The sequence below is a fragment of the Bacteroides sp. AF39-16AC genome (genome assembly GCF_003602735.1).
Classification (GTDB): Bacteria; Bacteroidota; Bacteroidia; order Bacteroidales; family Bacteroidaceae; genus Bacteroides; species Bacteroides uniformis.
The window spans coordinates 57,674-76,057 of sequence record NZ_QTLN01000003.1 but is presented as its reverse complement, the minus strand read 5'-3'; the positions used below and the strand labels follow the sequence as shown (position 1 = coordinate 76,057).

Annotated in this window: 9 protein-coding genes; all 9 read right to left on the bottom strand. The window is 45.1% G+C overall.

Features of this window, described 5'->3' with window-relative positions; translation table 11 throughout:
• Nucleotides 1–9: 9 nt before the first annotated feature.
• On the bottom strand, nucleotides 10–2,160 hold the full coding sequence (locus tag DW039_RS04235) for a GH92 family glycosyl hydrolase (RefSeq protein ID WP_005833933.1): 2,151 nt from the start codon (nucleotides 2,158–2,160) through the stop codon (nucleotides 10–12).
• A gap of 142 nt (nucleotides 2,161–2,302) precedes the next feature.
• A complete protein-coding gene (locus DW039_RS04230) occupies nucleotides 2,303–3,436 on the bottom strand; it encodes a glycoside hydrolase family 76 protein (protein WP_005833934.1) in 1,134 nt (377 codons plus the stop codon).
• 14 nt (nucleotides 3,437–3,450) lie between these two features.
• On the bottom strand, nucleotides 3,451–4,599 hold the full coding sequence (locus DW039_RS04225) for a SusE domain-containing protein (RefSeq protein WP_005833935.1): 1,149 nt from the start codon (nucleotides 4,597–4,599) through the stop codon (nucleotides 3,451–3,453).
• A gap of 33 nt (nucleotides 4,600–4,632) precedes the next feature.
• Nucleotides 4,633–6,243: a RagB/SusD family nutrient uptake outer membrane protein gene (locus DW039_RS04220; protein WP_005824845.1), complete on the bottom strand. Its 1,611-nt coding sequence runs from the start codon at nucleotides 6,241–6,243 to the stop codon at nucleotides 4,633–4,635.
• A 15-nt stretch (nucleotides 6,244–6,258) separates the two neighbouring features.
• The gene (locus DW039_RS04215; RefSeq protein ID WP_005824843.1) at nucleotides 6,259–9,435 is read right to left on the bottom strand and encodes a TonB-dependent receptor; all 3,177 of its coding nucleotides are present in this window, start codon (nucleotides 9,433–9,435) and stop codon (nucleotides 6,259–6,261) included.
• 142 nt (nucleotides 9,436–9,577) lie between these two features.
• Nucleotides 9,578–11,041, bottom strand: a complete 1,464-nt coding sequence (locus DW039_RS04210; protein WP_005824841.1) for a glycoside hydrolase family 125 protein — start codon at nucleotides 11,039–11,041, stop codon at nucleotides 9,578–9,580.
• A gap of 19 nt (nucleotides 11,042–11,060) precedes the next feature.
• Nucleotides 11,061–12,290 carry a glycoside hydrolase family 76 protein gene (locus DW039_RS04205; protein ID WP_005824838.1) on the bottom strand — a complete coding sequence of 410 codons (1,230 nt, stop codon included), beginning with the start codon at nucleotides 12,288–12,290 and terminating at the stop codon, nucleotides 11,061–11,063.
• Nucleotides 12,291–12,515: 225 nt separating this feature from the next.
• Nucleotides 12,516–14,582, bottom strand: a complete 2,067-nt coding sequence (locus DW039_RS04200) for a beta-L-arabinofuranosidase domain-containing protein (RefSeq protein WP_005824835.1) — start codon at nucleotides 14,580–14,582, stop codon at nucleotides 12,516–12,518.
• Between the two features lie 147 nt (nucleotides 14,583–14,729).
• Nucleotides 14,730–18,359, bottom strand: coding sequence for a glycoside hydrolase family 38 C-terminal domain-containing protein (locus tag DW039_RS04195; protein WP_119957724.1), 3,630 nt, complete (start codon nucleotides 18,357–18,359; stop codon nucleotides 14,730–14,732).
• Between the last annotated feature and the right edge of the window lie 25 nt (nucleotides 18,360–18,384).

Genomic DNA, 18,384 nt, shown 5'->3' with positions numbered 1-18,384 from the left:
ATTGTTTATCTATTCCGTAGTAATCACCAGTTCCTTGCCCTCCCTCAGTTGGTCATGGGTGATAAAGTAACCGTCAATCTTCTTACCGTCATAAGTAATGTCAATAATCTTCTTGCCGCTTCCTTTCTTCACAATCGTAAAGGGACGACCATTCAGATTGAACGTCACTTTATCGAACAAGGGAACAGTAACAATATATTCAGGATCGGCAGGCGAATAAGTGTAAAGTCCAATAGCATTGAGCACATACCACGAAGACATCTCGCCGGCATCATCCATCCCTGCATAAGCCAGCTTGTCGGCACCCATGTCATAGTAGTGGTTCATCAGGCTGTCGAGAATGCATTGGGCTTTCTCTTGTTTGTCTATGAAATAATAGGTGTAAGGAATGCTGTGTCCCGGCTGGTTTCCGTGACAATAGTTTCCGATGAATCCGGTCAGGTTGTGGGCCTCGTAACCTCTCCACGGTTCGCTGAATAAGGAATCCAGTTTAGCCTCCACCGCCTCTTTACTGGGATAGAGCTTAATCATGCCTTCGGGGTCGTGGGGGGCGAAGAAGAGGGCGTTCCATGCATTGGCCTCACGGTACATGTACTGGTAATAGGGATAATACGGATCGAAATCCTGAATCCAGCTACCATCGTCAATCTTACCTCTCCAAAAGCCGGTAGAGGGGTCGAATAGCGTCTTGTAGTTGTTGGAGCGTTCCATCATCAGCTTGTAGTTGGCTTCATCTCCCAGCTCCTTGGCTACCAAGGCTACGGCATAGTCATCGTAAGCATATTCCTGGGTCTTGGTCACAGCCCCTTTGTATTCGTCCCATGTGGGTACATTCACTGTGTCTTTTTCAGCAATCCAACCTCGCTCCATATACTCATCCAAATAGCGACGTCCTCCTTTACCGGGCACCGTAGCATTTTTCAGAATCAACTTATAAGCACGCTCCAGATCGAAATCATGCAAACCACGCAACCAAGAACCAGAAATAAAAGTGGAAGCGTGATCACCATGGAAGAAGGTGGGCATGTAGCCGTCACGCTTCTCGCCTTTGTCAATAATAGACCTAATGATGTCAGTAGTCACATCGGGAGAAATCATACCTATGAGTACCAGTTTGTTGCGATAATCGTCCCAAAAAGAAGGGTCAGTGTAATAGTGGAAGCCGTTATTCACTACTTCGCCACGGACATCAGTATATTCATGATTCACATCGCTACGCAAAGCCGGCCATTTAAAAGCATGGAAGAAAGTAGAATAAAACAATCTCTTTTCACGTTCCGTGCCACCTGCAACTTGAATCTTGGAGAGGAGTGCTTCCCAAGCCGCATCGGCTTCTTCTGCCACTTGTGCAAAACTTTTGTTCAACATTTCGGCCTTCAAATTCATTTGAGCATTCTCTATACTCACAAACGAGAAACCAGCCTTCACTTCCAAAGGTTCAACACCTTTGCTGTCGATAAAACGCAGCACAGCCACCTCATGTTTGTCGTCTTTTACCATTTCCACTTGGCCTATTTTATAGTTGGTCTTAGCGTAAAAGTAGATTTTACCATCGCCATCTTGATAACCCGTGAACGTATTATCGTCAACCTTCTCAATCTTCCAATCACGGACATCATTATTAGAACGGCGGATGTCTACCAATAATGACTTATCGTCGCCCTTGCCGAAAGTATATTTATGGTAGGCACAACGCAAGGTACTGGTCAACTCGGCGTTCACTTTATAGCGTTCCAGATAAACTTGGTAATACCCCGGATGCGCAGATTCCTTCTCGTGACTAAACCCGGAGCAATAATTACCCGGAGCGATAGTTCCCACCACTGGCAACATGGGGACATGCAACAAGTTCCAATGCCCTTTAGCAGTATGTGAAAAACCATAAATCACAGTGTCCTCATATTGATAGCCCGCACCGCTACGAAACTGTGTAACGGGGCTGAGCTGCACCATTGCGTTGGGCAAGGTAGCACCCGGATAAGTTTCCGCACCCCATGTACGTGACTTTATTTTGCGCGTATACCCTAAGTCCTCAGGCTCCCACAAAGTAGCCGTACCCAAGAAAGGATTGACATATTCGGTTAATTTCTTCTGCGTACCGCCACAGCCCGTCAGAACAATCAGGGCGAACAGTAGAAATAAATATTGATTCTGTTTCATCTTTTGTGTTTATTTTATATAAAAAACTGTTGTCTCTAAAAACATTATTTCCAAAATAACTGCCAATTAAAACTGGCTCTAAAAAAAAATGTGCCGAAACCCAATAACCAGATTGAGTTTCGACACACTTTTAATTGCTAACTTATTTCAGGCTCTTTTCAAAGAGAGCTTTGGCTTCAATCAAAGTACAACCACTTGTCTGCGTAGTCAAATGGTTGTTACCGCTATTGTTCATTGCCCAGTTAGTATTATACAGCAAATCAAGTTTATTGATTCCCTTTCGCCACAAGATTTCAGCATTATTGTTAAAGAAAGTGATGAATTTCTTCTTATATATGGGGTCCAAATTCGGTTCCATAATCAACTGCACATAATAACGCATGAAAATACCCTTAAACAAACCTCCGTCACCATCGCCTTCATCACGAAGTAAATTGTTTCCAGTATCTATCATGCTGCTATTACTGATACCGAAATTGGCAGCCTTACGAGCATCTTTCAAATAGGACTCTTCTCCTGTGATCTTATACAGTTCGTAAGCAGCACCCAAGAATGTACCTTGGTTATAAGAAAGAGAAAGTGTACTCAACTCACCCGTTTCACCGTTCACATTATCATAGATGGCGCCGGTAGCAGGGTTAAATAAATTTTCACGCTCCCATTTATAAATATTGACAGCCCAATCCAAATCCTCCTGATTCCCGTTAATACGGTAAAGACGAGCAGCAATCAAAGCAGCAGGACCGTTGGAACAAGCATTTTTGCTCCATAGCCGGTCGTGAGTCCAAGCAATGCCACCACCTGCGTAATCGTTCCAACCGGTCTTGATTTCATTCCACATCTCTTGAGAAGTTTCCAGATACTTGTTTTCATCAGTAACTTCGTACAAGCGAATCATGGTGAGAGCAATCCACTCCATATCATCATAAAAGTTGTTCCAATAACTGCCACCGTTCTTTGCCTTGATACCGACATACCATTTGTCGAACAAGTCGCTGTACTTGCTATCTCCGGTACGATTGTAAGCATCTATCATCACATCCATAGCATGAGCCTGCGGCCAATAATGGAAATCCTTGATTGAACCGTCATTCCCGTAGTTGAAATAATTCTCTTCCGTATTCCAGAAACGATCTATCAGGGTCACAGAACTGCTGTCGGCAGCCGCATCCCAATCTATGGTGTAAAGCCCCTTATCATACATATACTCATCTTCTATCTCGCACGATTGAAGTGCCAAAAGAAGCAGGGGCAGACAAAATAATATTTTTTTCATAATCTCTCCTTAAATTAGTTGGCCAATTCCACTTTATGAGTATAGTTCTCCACATTGAATATCACACTAATCTTGGTGATGGCACCCGGATTGTGGCCATCGGCCGCACCATCGAATTCATTGTTCAGTTTCCACTTCTGATCCCATTGGTTATCAGGAGTCTCCATAATGTAGAAATAAGGATCTTCGGGAGTAGCCGCACCAGGATTAGAGTCTGTAGTATTCTTGGTTCCCCAATACTGTATACTACCATCAGCATAAGTCATCAAGAACTTATAGCGTTGGTCGCGCCCCCATCCTTCTTGCTTGAACTCAATTTTATCCTGACCGCAGAACACACCGTTTCCAACATAAGGCAATTCAAAAGTTGCGGCACCACTCGGACAGAAGTAGAATTCCATCTTACTTACTTCCCTGACGGTTACAGATGCAATGGAGAAATCCATCTCAATGCGGTAAACTCCCGTCTTTTCTACGGTTGTCTCGCCTTCGCCTTCCATAATCTTATTGCCATTGATATAAAACACCTTGGCACCTTCGGCTGCTCTATCTACCAGTTTGTAAGTCTTTCCGCCTTCCAACTTCGTAAAGACTTCGAATTTATCCTTTTCGGGTGAAGCACACGCCACAGCCTTAGAAGCATCCATACCACCTTCAGTAGCACTTCCGGTCAAGTAAAGCTGTGCCGGAATCTCTTCAAATCCCACCAAGCGAGTGATGGTGAGCTTCTTGCTTTCCTTTGCCATTACAGAATTCAAACCTCTGGAAGCCATTACTGTCCAAACAAGTGTACCCGTCTCACCACTGTTCAATCCGGCAGCCGCACCAACCTTGTTCAATGTCTTGTGGCTGATGGTAGCATAGCTCAAAGAACCGCCATTGTCAGAAAGCACTTTGTAAATAGGCTTAGAAAAATCTCCACCTTCTTTATCGAATACCACTTCATAAAGAGGGGCACCGCTATCTTCAGCCTTGGCCGACTCCCATTCAAAGAACAGGCTGGCGCTGGCCGACGATTGCAAGACTACTTCCTTGCCGTCAGTGGGTTCATACAACTGATTTACTGAGGAAACTTTGGAATCCTTGTATTCCATGTCTTCCGTACAAGACGTAGCAAAGAGGACTGCCGAAAAAAGAGCTATTGTTGAGAATATTGTTTTCATTGTTCTATTGTTTTTAATGAGTTTAGATACACGTTAATTTCCATATCCCGGATTGTTAGGCGCCAGATTGGGATTCAAATTGATTTCACTGATAGGAACTGCCCAAAGATAATCTCTTGCCTCTTCGAACTTGCGAGTGTCAAGCTTGTTCTCGTCCACGAAGCTTGCACCGCGCACCTTGCCCGACAAGTATTCGTTGCCAGCCTTCCAACGCTTAATATCATACCAGCGCAAACCTTCCATCGCCATTTCTACACGACGTTCGTCGCGAATAATCTGCCTCATCTCTTCCTTGCTCTTTCCGGCAGGAAAGTTCAAGGCTGCATCGGCAGTGAATCCGGCACGTTCGCGGATGGGACGGATGGTCTTGTTCCATACCGCTTCAGTCATACCGCTTGTTTCGTGAACAGCCTCAGCATACATCAGCAAGATGTCAGCATAGCGCATAGTGATGATGTTCATACCGGAATTCTGATCACCGGAAGCCTGCGGATTATAATACTTACGGGTGAAATAACCGGTAGAAGTGCCGTTTCCACCACCATCGTAGGCATCGGTTCCCGAACCCGGACGAATGTTGATGACTACGTCTTTACTGCCATCGTCCACATTGCCACTCCAGTCATAGCCATCATAAATGATAGTAGCGGTGAGACGTGGGTCACGGTTGTCGTAAGGATAAGCAGGGTTATAATCTGTCCCGGCTTCACTGATAGTCTTTCCACTAAGCATCAGATAAGTATCTACCAATGATTGTTGCGGCACACGGTTCACGGCACGTCCGCCTCTTGACAAAGGAATCATGTCTACCATCTCACCCCAAGTAATCAAATTGGGTACATAAGAACGGTCCATGATAATCTCTTCATTATACTCATTGGCTTCATCAAAAAGCCCGGCATAATCAGGAAATAAGGCATAAGTACCATATTCGCCCTGTTTGTTCATCAGATTGTCGCAATAAAGCATCACATTGTTCCAGTCGCTATCCATCAAGTAGACACGAGCCTGCAAAGCACAAACGGCACCTTTAGTAATTTTGCCCTTGTCTTCTTCGGGCAATTGGTCGCGAGTGGGAAGCGCATCCTTGATGTCTTCCAATTCTTGGTGAATGAAGCTGATAATGGTTTCGCGGTCTGTACGACTTACACTCCGCGATTCTTCCAGCGTGATGTCCTCCGTAAAGAAAGGTACTGCACCATAAAGGTTAGTCAGACGGAAGTAGAGGCTTGCACGGATATAGCGTATCTCGGCAATCATACGTGCTTTAACAGATGCGTCCATGTTGGGTACCAGATCCACCTTTTCAAGGAACACGTGGCAGGTCTTTATGCCTCCGTAAAGGTCTTTCCATTCATTCTTGAAGATGTCGAGCGAGGGAGTAGCCATACCTTTGCGAATGGCACGTTGGTCGTCCACACTGCGACCGTCGTAAGCATTGTCACTCAAACTTTCATCGCTCCACATACGGCCTGCATTGTACATCTGGCTGTAAGCCATGTTCACCACATACTGGGCTTTGGTGGTGGAAGTCCAATAAGAGTTATCCGTAAATTTGTTTGTCGGTGCGTTCTCCATCTCGTTGCAACTGCAAAGCATCAGAACAGCCATTCCGGCAAAAGCTATATATTTTCTTAGTCTCATAGTTATCTGTTGTTTTTAGAATTCAATGTCTATACCGAAACCATAGTAACGGAGCGTCGGGTAGTTTCTACCAGAATTGGCGCCACTATTACCCATCTTAGAGTCGAACTCAGAAGATTCAGGGTCAATAAACGAGTTATTACTGAAAGTCAGCAAGTTTTGTCCGTTGACATAGATACGTGCCTTTTCCATGCCCACCTTGCGGCTCCATGTTTTGGGGAATGTGTAACCAATCTGCAAGTTCTTCAGACGCAGGTATTTTCCATCCATCAAGAATAGGTCGGAACCTTGTCCGTTTCCGTAGTTGTTTCTGTTGGAAGTAGAACCCGGAGCAGTAAGTCTCGGCCAACGTGCATCGGTGTTGGTAGGAGTCCAGAAATCCAGTTGATGCTTATAGATATTATAAGAGTAATTGGCGTGGAACGGTTCAATCAATTCACCACGAAGCATCATGTCACGCTTGCCCACACCCTGCCAGAACATACCGAAATCGAATCCTTTCCATTCTACATTGTAGTTGAAACCGAAAGTAAGACGAGGGAAGGCATTACCCAAGATAAACTTATCCTTCGAGTCGATGACACCATCTTCGTTACGGTCTACAAACTTCACGTCACCCGGCTGTACCTTTCCACCTACAGGAATAGCCGATGCCTCAATCTCCTCGTAGCTTTGGAAAAAGCCGTCCATCTTGTAACCGTAGTAAGACTCCAACGGACATCCTTCACGGGTGATACGGCTCAACTCCTCTATTTGTGAGATTCTTTCGTGACCAGGGTACTTCAGCACTTCATTCCAAGAGTCACCAAGATTGAAGTTGAAGTTATGATTTGCAGCTCCCGTTTTCAAACGATAGTTGATAGAGAGGTCCCAACCTTGATTCTGCATCTCACCAATGTTGTCCATCGCCATATCCGTACCGAATACCGAAGGCACAAGGGGCTTCATTAAAATGTCGCTCGTACGCTTGTAGAAATAGTCGAACGTCACATTCAAAGCGTTATTGAAGAACGAAGCGTCTACACCCACGTTGAAGGTTTTGGTCTTTTCCCAAGTCAAATTATCCTTACCTAACTTAAAACCTGCGCCCGATACTGTCTGGTTGTTGTATGCGTAAGAGTTGTTGTACAGTTCGTAAACAGTAAAACGGTCATAAGTACCAATAGACTGGTTACCCAAGATACCAAAAGAAGTACGCAGTTTCAAGTCACCCACACGTTCCTTGTAAGCCTGCATAAAGTTCTCCTCGCTCAAACGCCAGCCTAATGAAACAGAAGGGAAGAAACCCCATCGGTAGTCTTTATGAAACTTGGAAGAAGCGTCATAACGGAAGCTGAATTCTGTATAATATCTGTCAGCGTAAGAATACCCCACACGTCCCAACAGAGAAGTCAGACTGGTACGGTTGGATTCATCTACAAATGTTTTTCCTGTGATGTTTCCCACAGTACTATTGGTAATGTCTGTACCGATACCCAAGTCGGGATCTACCCCTTTCTTCTCAATCTCATTGCTAGACGAAGTAAACGATTCATTGGTTACTCCAAAAAGCCCGCTGACATTGTGTTTACCGAATGTCTTGTTGTAATCCAACAAAAGTTGGCTATTAATAAGGTAAGCCGTATGATTCCAGTTACTGGTCCGATAGTCAGTATCTTTCACTGGACGTGGTTCGGTAGCCTCTTCATTCAAGTAATAGGATACGCCCAAATTGCGGGTAGAACGCATGTCGTTTATCACATCCGCACCCAACACTCCACGCAACTTCAATCCGTCAATAAGCCGGAATTCAGCATTGACATTAGCGTTCAGATAATTGTTACGATACTTGTTACGGCCACCAGCTTCCAATGCTCCCAATGGGTTAAATTCAGTCAATACATCATTTAACAAATATCTTCCATCTTCCGATTTCATTTTGTAATAATAATAAGTAGGTACACGGGCGGCATCCACTTCCAAACTCCCACCGGTGGTACTTACACTATTATTACGTGTATAAGCCAAAATAGCATTCAGTTTCAAACGTCCCACTTCCGTGCTAACATTGGTACGAAAATTATAACGCTGCACGCCAAAATCACTGTTGCCCACATAATTACTTTCCTGGTCATAATAACCCATGGACACCATGTAAGTAGTTTTATCACTACCTCCAGATACGCTTAGATTGTAATTCTGCTGTAAGGCTGTGCGGACTATCTGATCAAAAAACCAGCTTTCTTCATTTTGATGGGCAGCCAGGTCACGGATTTGATCGGGTGTATACAAAGGAGCCTCTCCAGCATTGGTGGCAGCTAAATTGCGCAAAGTAGCGTTCTGATAGCCTTTCACCGGAGAAAACAAGATATCCGGATTCTGCCATCCCATCATACCACTTAACCGAACTGTCGCACGCTGGTTCTTCTTACCTTTCTTAGTAGTAACCAAAACTACACCATTGGAAGAACGTGAACCATAAATAGCAGCTGTACCGGCATCTTTCAAGATGGAAATGTTCTCAATATCATTGGGATTCAATTTATCGAAACTACCGCCATCAGCTACCAATCCGTCTATGACAAAAAGCGGACTATTGTCATTCACAGTGCTGATACCACGAATATTAAAGTTAGTCTTACGATCATTAGGATTGCTACTGCGCTGCTGGATAACCACGTTGGGCGCAGCCCCTTGCAAAGCATCTGTCATGTTAGCCACGGGACGGTCTTCGATCATGGAAGCCTTTACCTGGTCTACAGCACCTACGGCACTCTTGCGGGTAGTAGTACCATAACCGATGACAATAACTTCATCCAGCACCTTGGTATCCTCCTTTAAGACAACATTCAATTGTTTTTGATTTTTCACAGCAATTTCCTGAGTGGCATATCCCACATAGGAAAAGACGAGAACATCTTGGGCACTACAAACAATGGAATAGTTTCCATCCACATCTGTAATGGTACCCACACCTTCTTTACCCTTAACAGTAACACTCACTCCAATCAGGCTTTCACCTGTGGCATCCTTAACGGAACCTCTCACCGTGGCATTGTTTTGCTGCACCACAGTAATAGTCTCCGCATGTGCATAAACCGCAGGAGCCTGCGCCAGCATAGTCACAGCAGGCAAGGCAATAAGCCAGAACTTATAGTTCCCACCTATCCGAGCCAGCAATGAATTTACTGTGTACACTCGATTCTTTTTCATATTCTTTAAGATTAAACATTATAATAAATCACGATAAAAAAAGGAAAAGAACACAAATAATACCAACGAACAACCAATTCATGCAATTTGTATCCTAATCCTCCTTCCAGCGCACTTTATTGATTTTAAATAATTCCTGTTTTTACAAGCTGTTCAGCAAATCCACTTTACCCTCGTTCACTAATTTCAAAATCAATTCTCCAAACAGCGTATTCTGCCAAGCAAACCATGCACGGGTAAAGTTAGTGGGGTCATCCTTGTGGAAAGACTCGTGCATGAATCCCGTACCGGCATCCGTATCCATCAGCATTTTGATACAAATCTTTATCTCCTCATCATTCTGGCTGGTGAATGCCTTCATCATGATACTCATAGGCCATACCATATCATAACCAATGTGCGGACCTCCGATACCTTCACCGGCTTTACCTTTAAAAAAGTAAGGGTTGCTGCCACTCCACACAAAGCGGCGTGTATTCTGATAGATAGGATCGTTTACGTCCACATCACCCAAATAAGGCATAGCAAGAAGGCTGGGTACATTGGCATCGTCCATTAACAGATGATTGCCGAATCCATCTACTTCAAATGCATAGATTGTCCCAAACTCAGGATGATTGTAAGTGGCATATTTCTTCAGGGCTGCCTCCACTTCGGCTGCCAAATCGGTGCATTCTTTGGCCAAGGATGTTTCCTTGTTTACTTCCGTCAGAATTTCAGCAGCCTTTCTCAGAGAAGAGACAGCGAAAAAGTTGGAAGGGACCAGGTACTGAAGCGTAGTGGCATCGTCCGATGGGCGGAAAGCGGAAACAATCAGTCCCACCGGTTTGACCGGAGCACCCAAGCCGTCGTTATTCAGCGTATCCAGAGCACGTTCCGTCTTACGTTGGAAACGGTAAGGGCCTACACCGTCCTTACGCTGCTGTTCCTTGAAAGTCTTCAGGATAGCAGTAATTGCCTTCATCCATTCACCGTCGAAGATACTGCTGTCACCAGTTACTTTCCAATACTGGTAAGCCAGACGAAGCGGGTAACAAAGAGAGTCTATCTCCCATTTGCGCTCGTGCAGTTCGGGCTTCATATCTGTCAAGTCAGTCATCCAGTTGCCACCCGTAGGTCCGTCGTTGAAAGCATTGGCGTACGGATCAATGTTGATGCAAAGGAACTGACGGCGAATGACACCTTCGAGCATCTCTTTCAATTGCGCATCATTGTTGGCTAACTGCACATATGGCCACACCTGCGCACCGGAGTCACGCAGCCACATAGCATGGATGTCACCGGTATAAACAAAAGTATCGGGTTTACCGTCCAGCATGCGAAAGTGTACAGTAGTGTCAAGCGTATTAGGAAAGCAATTCTCAAACATCCACGCCAACTTAGGATTGGTAAGCAGTTTCTTCACGCGAACAATCTCAGCTTCCACCGCTTTTGAGGTGAAAAGGCGTTTCTTCATTTTTGGACGATTGCTCTTGTAAGCAGCAGTCATCTGAGCATAGTTCTCCACACAAGTGTTGTCACCTTTCAGGATAAAAGTGTCTGCCTTAGCATAGCCTTGCATACAGAGCATGGCAACAGCGCACAAGGTAATGTTTCTCTTTTTCATTTGGTCTGATTCGTTTTAATTATAAAGACTGATTAGCGAACACGGCCAAACGCGCGTACATCTCTACCATGGCGGCTTGTGTCAGCAGCCATTTACGATTGTCGCGGCTCTTGCCGGTGAAATCAGTATTGAAAAGGCCGTTATCTTCACGGGCATGCGTCCAAGCATAGTCCAGACTGCGGGCAAAGGAATCAAGATAAACCTTGTTACCGTCCACCTGATAGAGTTCCATAAAACCACGCAACATAACGGCGGTGAACCACACATCACCCTTCTTCAGCATATGGAACGGTTCTCCTTGTCCGGGGGTGAATTCCATGAAGAAATAATTATGACAAGCAGCAGCAATCGCTTGCGCATCCTTCAGATACTGCCCATTACCGGTAAGCTGATAGAGCAAAGCAGCCGACTGCATCATCTGACCGCTGTTATAGGCAAATTTGGCACGTCCTATCTCACCGTCCAAACGCATGTTGTCGAAGTAAAGGCAGTCTGTTGTGTCCTGCAATGTTGCTTTAGTCCACTCGTACAAACTCTTCCCTTTCTCAAAATAGGAGCTGTCTTGCGTAGCCTTGAAAAGTTTCAGGGCAAAGACGGAACCAGGGGCGTTGGAACAAGTGTTCTTTGATTCCTTCTTCTGTTCGCACCAATAGATACCTCCTCCCAAACAATCGTCCATACCGCTTTCTATAAACTTCCAGATAAGCTTGGCGCTCTGCAGATAGTTCTCTTGGCTAGTCATCAGATAGACGTCTGTGAAGTCAATGCCGAGCCACACGTTGTCATCGTAAAAGCGGTCGGACAACGGAGCGTCCTTGATGTAAGAAGCATACGCTTTGGGCATACGACGAGTATCGAAATATTCAGCAAGTCCCGGAAGCACTTTCTCATCAAGCAACTTCTGATAGTTCCCGAAATCTTTCTTGTTATCTTTAGTGGCCTCCATCAACGCATTCACTGCGGAGAAGGTACCGGAATAAGGCCACAAATAAGAGTAGAGATTGGGACGGTTCTTCTGTTCCTCGGAAGCCAGATAAGTAGCGGTATAGCCTTCCACGTCCGAAGGATAATTCTCACGCAACAGACAAGTGCCCGGTGCGGAATAGTGAGCATATAAGGAATCAAGTGTTTGTGTAGATCTGACCAGCATTGCGTTGTCTGCCACAGCCGGTTCTTTCTGTGTCTTGCATCCGGTTACTGCCAAGGCGCATGCCAATAGGCAGAGGAGTGCTTTCTTGGAATTTTTCATCTTTTTTCTACGGCATTAAATTGTTCGACTTGTTTTTCACTCCGTTGCAGGAGTCTTCTTTTATATAATATATAAACCCTATTAAAAACGATTGCAAAAATAGACAGTAAGGTTAAAAGCCAACTATAAATCCGTGACATAACCGTCCACATTCCGGACATGGCAGAATTCTAAAACAAGTTTGTCACAAAACAGACACACCGTTTCCCCCATACTTCGGAAACATCATTTCCCAACAACTGGAAATTCTGAAATACGCAGGGTTGTACAACCGTAGGGTATCAGCGTGATTTCTTGCTCTCCTCCTTCGGCACTGCCACAGAAAGAGAAAGGCTGGGGCCCTGCCATTTCATTATATACTGTCCAAGTAGGGATAAGACGAGCCTTCATCTTTATTTCAACCGGTGCATTTTCCTGATTCCAAGGAAAGTCCAATTGCTGTTTTTGGCTATTGATACTTACTTGGGCCACCTCGTTCATTCTGTTACGGTCAAAATCCACCAATCCGTAGTTCCATGGATCCGAAGAAGTCACCTGATAATAATAAGAACCATACCAACTATCCTTAAACTCTTTCTTTTCCCAATTTTCTTCCATTTTCAGGGCATATACCAACGGACCTCTTTCAATAGATACTGCGTTTTCATACCAAGTGCTAGTAAAGACCTCCATGGGCAGATACAGTTCAATCTTATCATTCCGCTTCCATATACGGTCTACGATAGCTATTTTCCCACCTTTGACAGTTTGCTCCATCTTTCCATTTACCCGTATTTCAGCTTGCTTGCACCACTTCGGAACACGCAGGTGAAATGGAAATTTCACTTGTTTCACCTTATTCCTCACCTCTTTAATGGTAAAAGTTATCTGATGATCCATCGGATAGTAAGTATCTTCACTGATAACCACCGGTACATTATCACCCACATTGGCTGTTACTTCCGACGGAGAATAGACAATGGCTGCAATGCCGTTATCAGGTGTGGCATACCATAGGTGCTGTGTAAATTTTGGCCAACCTTGGTGCATATTCGAAAAACAACATGGGTATCCGGTCAGAGTGCCAAAAGCAAGGTCTGTCCCTTCATGATCCTGGTCGAAGTTGCGACGATGGCGTGTTACCATCACCTGATTCGGTTGCTGGAAATATTGCTTAGTCATAAAGTCATCGGATATTTGGGCTGGTAAAGCATTAAAAGCAATGCGTTCCAAATGGTCGGCAAAGTCTATGTCTCCTGTAATCTCCACCATTTTTTCCAGCGAGTACATCAACTCTACGGCCGAACACAACTCCGAGCCTTGTGTAGGATTGTTTCCATGCAAAGCCTCATCGCCTCCATACATGCCTTGCGGCTGTCCGTGGAACCGGCGAATATCTCGAAAGCCTTCCTTGACAGCATCAATATATTTCCGGTCGGTATCTTGCTGATAATAAATAATCGGTTCTTTGATGCCTTGTGCCAAATTAACACAGTGTATAGTGCAGGGTCTGCGCAAGTCTCCCCTATCTACCATATCTATGAAACTGAAACTCTGCCGGTGCAGCAAATGCCCCAATTCAAGCAAAAAATCCTCCCCCGTAAGATTATAAAGCCAATATACAGCTTGCAAATTGTCACAAGCACGGAATTCTGCCCAACTGCTCCAGTGTCCTAAAGGTTTTTGCGGCAAGGTATTCAGTTGATAACGGAAATATTTTGTCATAAAAGCGACGACTCTCTTATCGTTCGTTGCCGAATAATACTGCTGTAGGATTTTCAGCACGACCATACGCGGCCACCAGTCTTGCGAGTTATCACGTTGCAGTCCAGGCTCTCCCGGATAATCTTTTTCAGGACCGAAGAATCCGTCCTCACGCTGGCTCTGCAAAGCCCATTCTATCCAAGGTTGCACTTTGGCTTTCAAGACATCATCATCCAGTATATACGCCAAAGGAAGTAGACCGTCTATCCAGTATGGACCGCGTTCCCACTGGTCTCCATCACCACCTAACCAACCATTGCGTTTGCCCATAACCGAAGGGTAAAGAACATCCATCTGACCACTGGCGCCATTTTTCTGACGAACCAGCATTTCGTGCAACCAGCCTTTAGGTTTGATACTGCCTAAAGGAAGTTCCATTAAGGGCTTACGGAGTAGAGGATAGCGATTATTCTTGTAGTTTCCTTCTACTACCTGGCTCAAAAGAGCATCCACTTGTTTCTCCGCCTCAGGCGTAAACCACTTTTGAGCAGATATTGTAAAGAGATTAGCAGCTAATAAACATACAACAGCAAATATTTTAATTTTCATTTTTCAAGGTATTTGTTATTTCCAATAAATTTACTTCAATAGAGTTGTTAACTTACTCACATTAAGCACTTACACCTGAGAATCATCAGATCCTTGTGTCTGTGGTGACAGACACAAAGATCTGAAAAATGGGAATATAATAACTGTTTATTCGTATACTTCCATTTCATAAATGCGCACATCTTTACCAGAAGCCGATTGCATGGGCTGTGTCACTAAAAGACGCAGGTAGCGAACACTTTCAGACTTATTTAGCGTGCGATTCAGTACATTCTTACCATTACCAGAAACATAGTCCAGTGTGCGCCATTCACCATTCTTGTCGCTCTTACCTTGCAGAAAGCAGGAGGAAGTGACGTAGGAATGGTTTTCGCCGGCAGCGTTCAGTAACTTCCAGCCATTAATGCTTCTTTCACCGCCCAAATCAAAGTCTACGTAGTGGGGCATTTCAGCAATAGCACACCACTTTGTGTTTTCGTCGCCATCTACCATGAAAGCCGGCTTCTCTTTCTCGTTCACATAGCTTGAATAGCCCATTACCATGTCCTGCTTCAGAATGTTCACTCTCTCTGTGGAGCTTTCCGTCTGATAGCGATTGCACTTGTTTGCCGTACGGAACAGTTCGGAAGCGGGACAAACAGAAGTAGCAGCAACATCAGTCAAAGTGGCGGCAAAAATAACAATATCCTTATTATCGGGCAATACCACCTCAGTAGCCTTTTCTGGCAGGTCTATTGCGAACTTAAACATGTAAGTGAACTCATACGGCTGATCGCCTTCACCGGAATGGCGGTGCGTACCCACATAGGCAACTTCAGCATCTTTCAGATAACCTTCCGTATGTCCGGTGTGCCCCCACTGACCGATGAAGCCAGTATAAGAAGGAACAATGACTTCCTGCACATACTTGCCTACGCGGAATATCCCCTTCACATCTTTATCAGAAGCGGCAGCAGCAAGGATATAGAGTCTGTTATAAGTACAGTCGGCGGGCAGTTTCAGTACATTGCCCTTGCAAGCCATACCATTCAGCTCTTCACGTGTCTCCAATTCGAAAGGCACTCCATGCACATTCATCTCGGCAGGTATCAATTCAGCAGCATAAGAATAACCAGACTCAAAGTTGGCAGCAGCCTTGAACTCGTTCCAACTGAAGCACTTCTTATCATAAACAAGGGGCAATGGTTCGGCCACCGTCTGCACCTTTTTATTGGAAGCAAAACGTACCTTGTAGGTCTTAATGCTGTTTGGATTGACTGACACTTCCAAGCGATTTCCACTGAATGTAGCCTTACCGATGGTCTTTTCCGTACCATCTGCTTCTACAGCAGCCACAAGGTTGTCGGCAAAGACAATCGAGGCTTTCTGCGCCTGCTTGCCTGCGGCTTCATACACGCGTACCACATATTCATCTGAACTTTCGGCTTTCTTTAAGGCTTTAATAAGTACATTCCGGTTATCGGAAAAAGCCAATGAATAGCTCTTACCTAATTCGCCGCGATGCTTTCCAACAACGAACGCCTTGATGCGCTGGTTCAGCAACTCAGCATTCTCGCGGGTTTGAACTACGTCCAAAGCGCCCACATGACCTACCAAGCTGTAAGTAAAGGTATGGTGACCGAAGTCCTGACGATCTTGATAAGCATAGTTCTTTTTTGTCTTCGGAGTGTGCAGCAAAGTGAGACGCAGGGTGTTGTTATCAGGCTTGTCCCAGCCATATTTGCTGTCGTTCATGATGGAAACGCCATAAGAACCGTTAGCGTCCGTTAAATCTGCCCAATATTGAGCATATACTTCGTAAGCGGTCAAGATGTTGTTTCCTCTCTGCACGCTGCCTACGCCCAAGTCGTAAGTGGCCACCTCATTATTCAAATTGAGGGGAAACTCAGCCTTCAACAGAGCGTTGGTAGACTGCCAGTCCACTTCGTTAGTAAAGTCAATGCGGTGGGCCAATACACCTTCATACAAATGGATGTACTGGCGGAAAAAAGAATCATCGTGACGTTTCTCCACGCAGAGAGTCTTACGTAATGCACCGTTTTCGCAAAGAGTCACTTTCACATCCTCGGTGATGGAGATAGGAGTAGCGTCCACAGTCTCTTTCAATATCTCCCATGCCGGCCATTCGAATGACTTGTTTTCAGTGAAGAGGGCTAAACGAATAGCCTTACCAGCCTTTACCAATTCCTTGTTGATTCTCTTGTCGAACAGTGAAGTAATGTCACCGTTCTCATTCAATGTCAGTTTGTAGAACGAATTTTCAACACTTGCAGCTTCAACAGCAGACATCTCTTTTCCTTCGCCGGAGAGGCGGACATCGTAAACTGCGTATCCATTGGCGGGTACAGTGGCTTCTACTAACAAGCGGACCTTTCCATCAGTATATGAAACCAACTGAGAAACCACCAACTTGCCTTGTTCGTTATATACAGCTACACTTTTGGGAAAACGGGAAGCCTCCACTTCGATGGTCACCACATCTGTAGCCTTGAAGCCCGAAGCGTTATAGAGCACTACGGGAATCCCCTTGACACGAGTATCAAACTTGCCTGCCACACTTCCCACAGAATGAGTCAGGATACTGGAGAACTGTTTCAGAGAGAGAAGTTCATCGTTCCAAGAAAATTCATAGGCACGGGGAATGCTGGTACCAGTCAAATCATCGTGGAATTGGTGGAATATGAAGCGCTGCCAAGACTCCGTCAGACTCTTGCCAGGATATTCGGCAACCCCCAAAAGGGCAGCAGCCACAGAAGCACGTTCAGCGGCATCACCCAAAAGTTCATTTTGACGATTATAGAGTTTCATAGCAGCCTGTGAAGTGTAGCAGCCGGTTCCATGAACGTCCATCAGCAATTCACCGTCAAATACGGGGAGCTCGGGATGGCTGCCATAGGGCTGGTAATCCTTGAACAACTGGTCACTGGCTGCACTGATAATCTTCAACGGACCGTCTCCCTTGATACCTTTCTCCACGGAAGCCACAGAAGCGATGGTAGGTGAACCGCCCACATCACCTGTTCCATAGTAGCGGTAAACGGTATTCAGGGGAGTGCATTTGGAGAGTTCCATCAAATATTTATTTTCTGAAAGGTCTTCATTATCCCAACGACGACCGTAATCATATCCGTGAGCCAGCATGACGGACGCTCCATCCACTCCTTTCCACAGTCCGATGGTAAAGGGATGCTTGCTCTTACCGTAGAAAGGATTGTTACGCCAATCCAGCTTCTGTGAAGAGAAACCTATCAGTCCACAATGGGCAGCAACAGTAGGCAATGTCCAACCGAATCCGAAGCAATCGGGAAGGAAGATGTCGGTACTTTCTACCCCCAGCTCCTTACGATAGAACTCCTGCCCCAGCATAATGTTGCGAATAAACGATTCAACAGACGGCACCAAAGTGTCGGTAGCATCCCAACTGGCCCCACTCACATGCCATCGACCTGCCTTTACAAAAGCCTTCATCAGTTCATATTCACGAGGATAATATTCCTTCATCCAAGCATATTTCACTCCACCTTCAAAATTAAAGATATAGTCGGGGTACTGGTTCAAAAGGAAAAGGTTCTGATTCAAGGTATTCCAAACATAATCCTTAATAGTAGTCTGAATGTCCCAGTTCCACTGCGTGTCCAAGTGGGCATCTGCCACCATGTACGCTTTTGCTTTCTTCGGTGCAACGGTCTGAGCCGATAATTGTCCTCCTGCAACGGCCAACATCACGGCTCCCGCTATCAGATGGGTCTTCCCCATCAGTATTCGTCTCTTTTTCATGGTTTTGTTATTATTGTTTTTTCGT

Bases quoted from the DNA above. Each gene is read 5' to 3' on its own strand.
- DW039_RS04235 (WP_005833933.1), bottom strand. From the start codon at position 2,160: ATGAAACAGAATCAATATTTATTTCTACTGTTCGCCCTGATTGTTCTG.
- DW039_RS04230 (WP_005833934.1), bottom strand. From the start codon at position 3,436: ATGAAAAAAATATTATTTTGTCTGCCCCTGCTTCTTTTGGCACTTCAA.
- DW039_RS04225 (WP_005833935.1), bottom strand. From the start codon at position 4,599: ATGAAAACAATATTCTCAACAATAGCTCTTTTTTCGGCAGTCCTCTTT.
- DW039_RS04220 (WP_005824845.1), bottom strand. From the start codon at position 6,243: ATGAGACTAAGAAAATATATAGCTTTTGCCGGAATGGCTGTTCTGATG.
- DW039_RS04215 (WP_005824843.1), bottom strand. From the start codon at position 9,435: ATGAAAAAGAATCGAGTGTACACAGTAAATTCATTGCTGGCTCGGATA.
- DW039_RS04210 (WP_005824841.1), bottom strand. From the start codon at position 11,041: ATGAAAAAGAGAAACATTACCTTGTGCGCTGTTGCCATGCTCTGTATG.
- DW039_RS04205 (WP_005824838.1), bottom strand. From the start codon at position 12,290: ATGAAAAATTCCAAGAAAGCACTCCTCTGCCTATTGGCATGCGCCTTG.
- DW039_RS04200 (WP_005824835.1), bottom strand. From the start codon at position 14,582: ATGAAAATTAAAATATTTGCTGTTGTATGTTTATTAGCTGCTAATCTC.
- DW039_RS04195 (WP_119957724.1), bottom strand. From the start codon at position 18,359: ATGAAAAAGAGACGAATACTGATGGGGAAGACCCATCTGATAGCGGGA.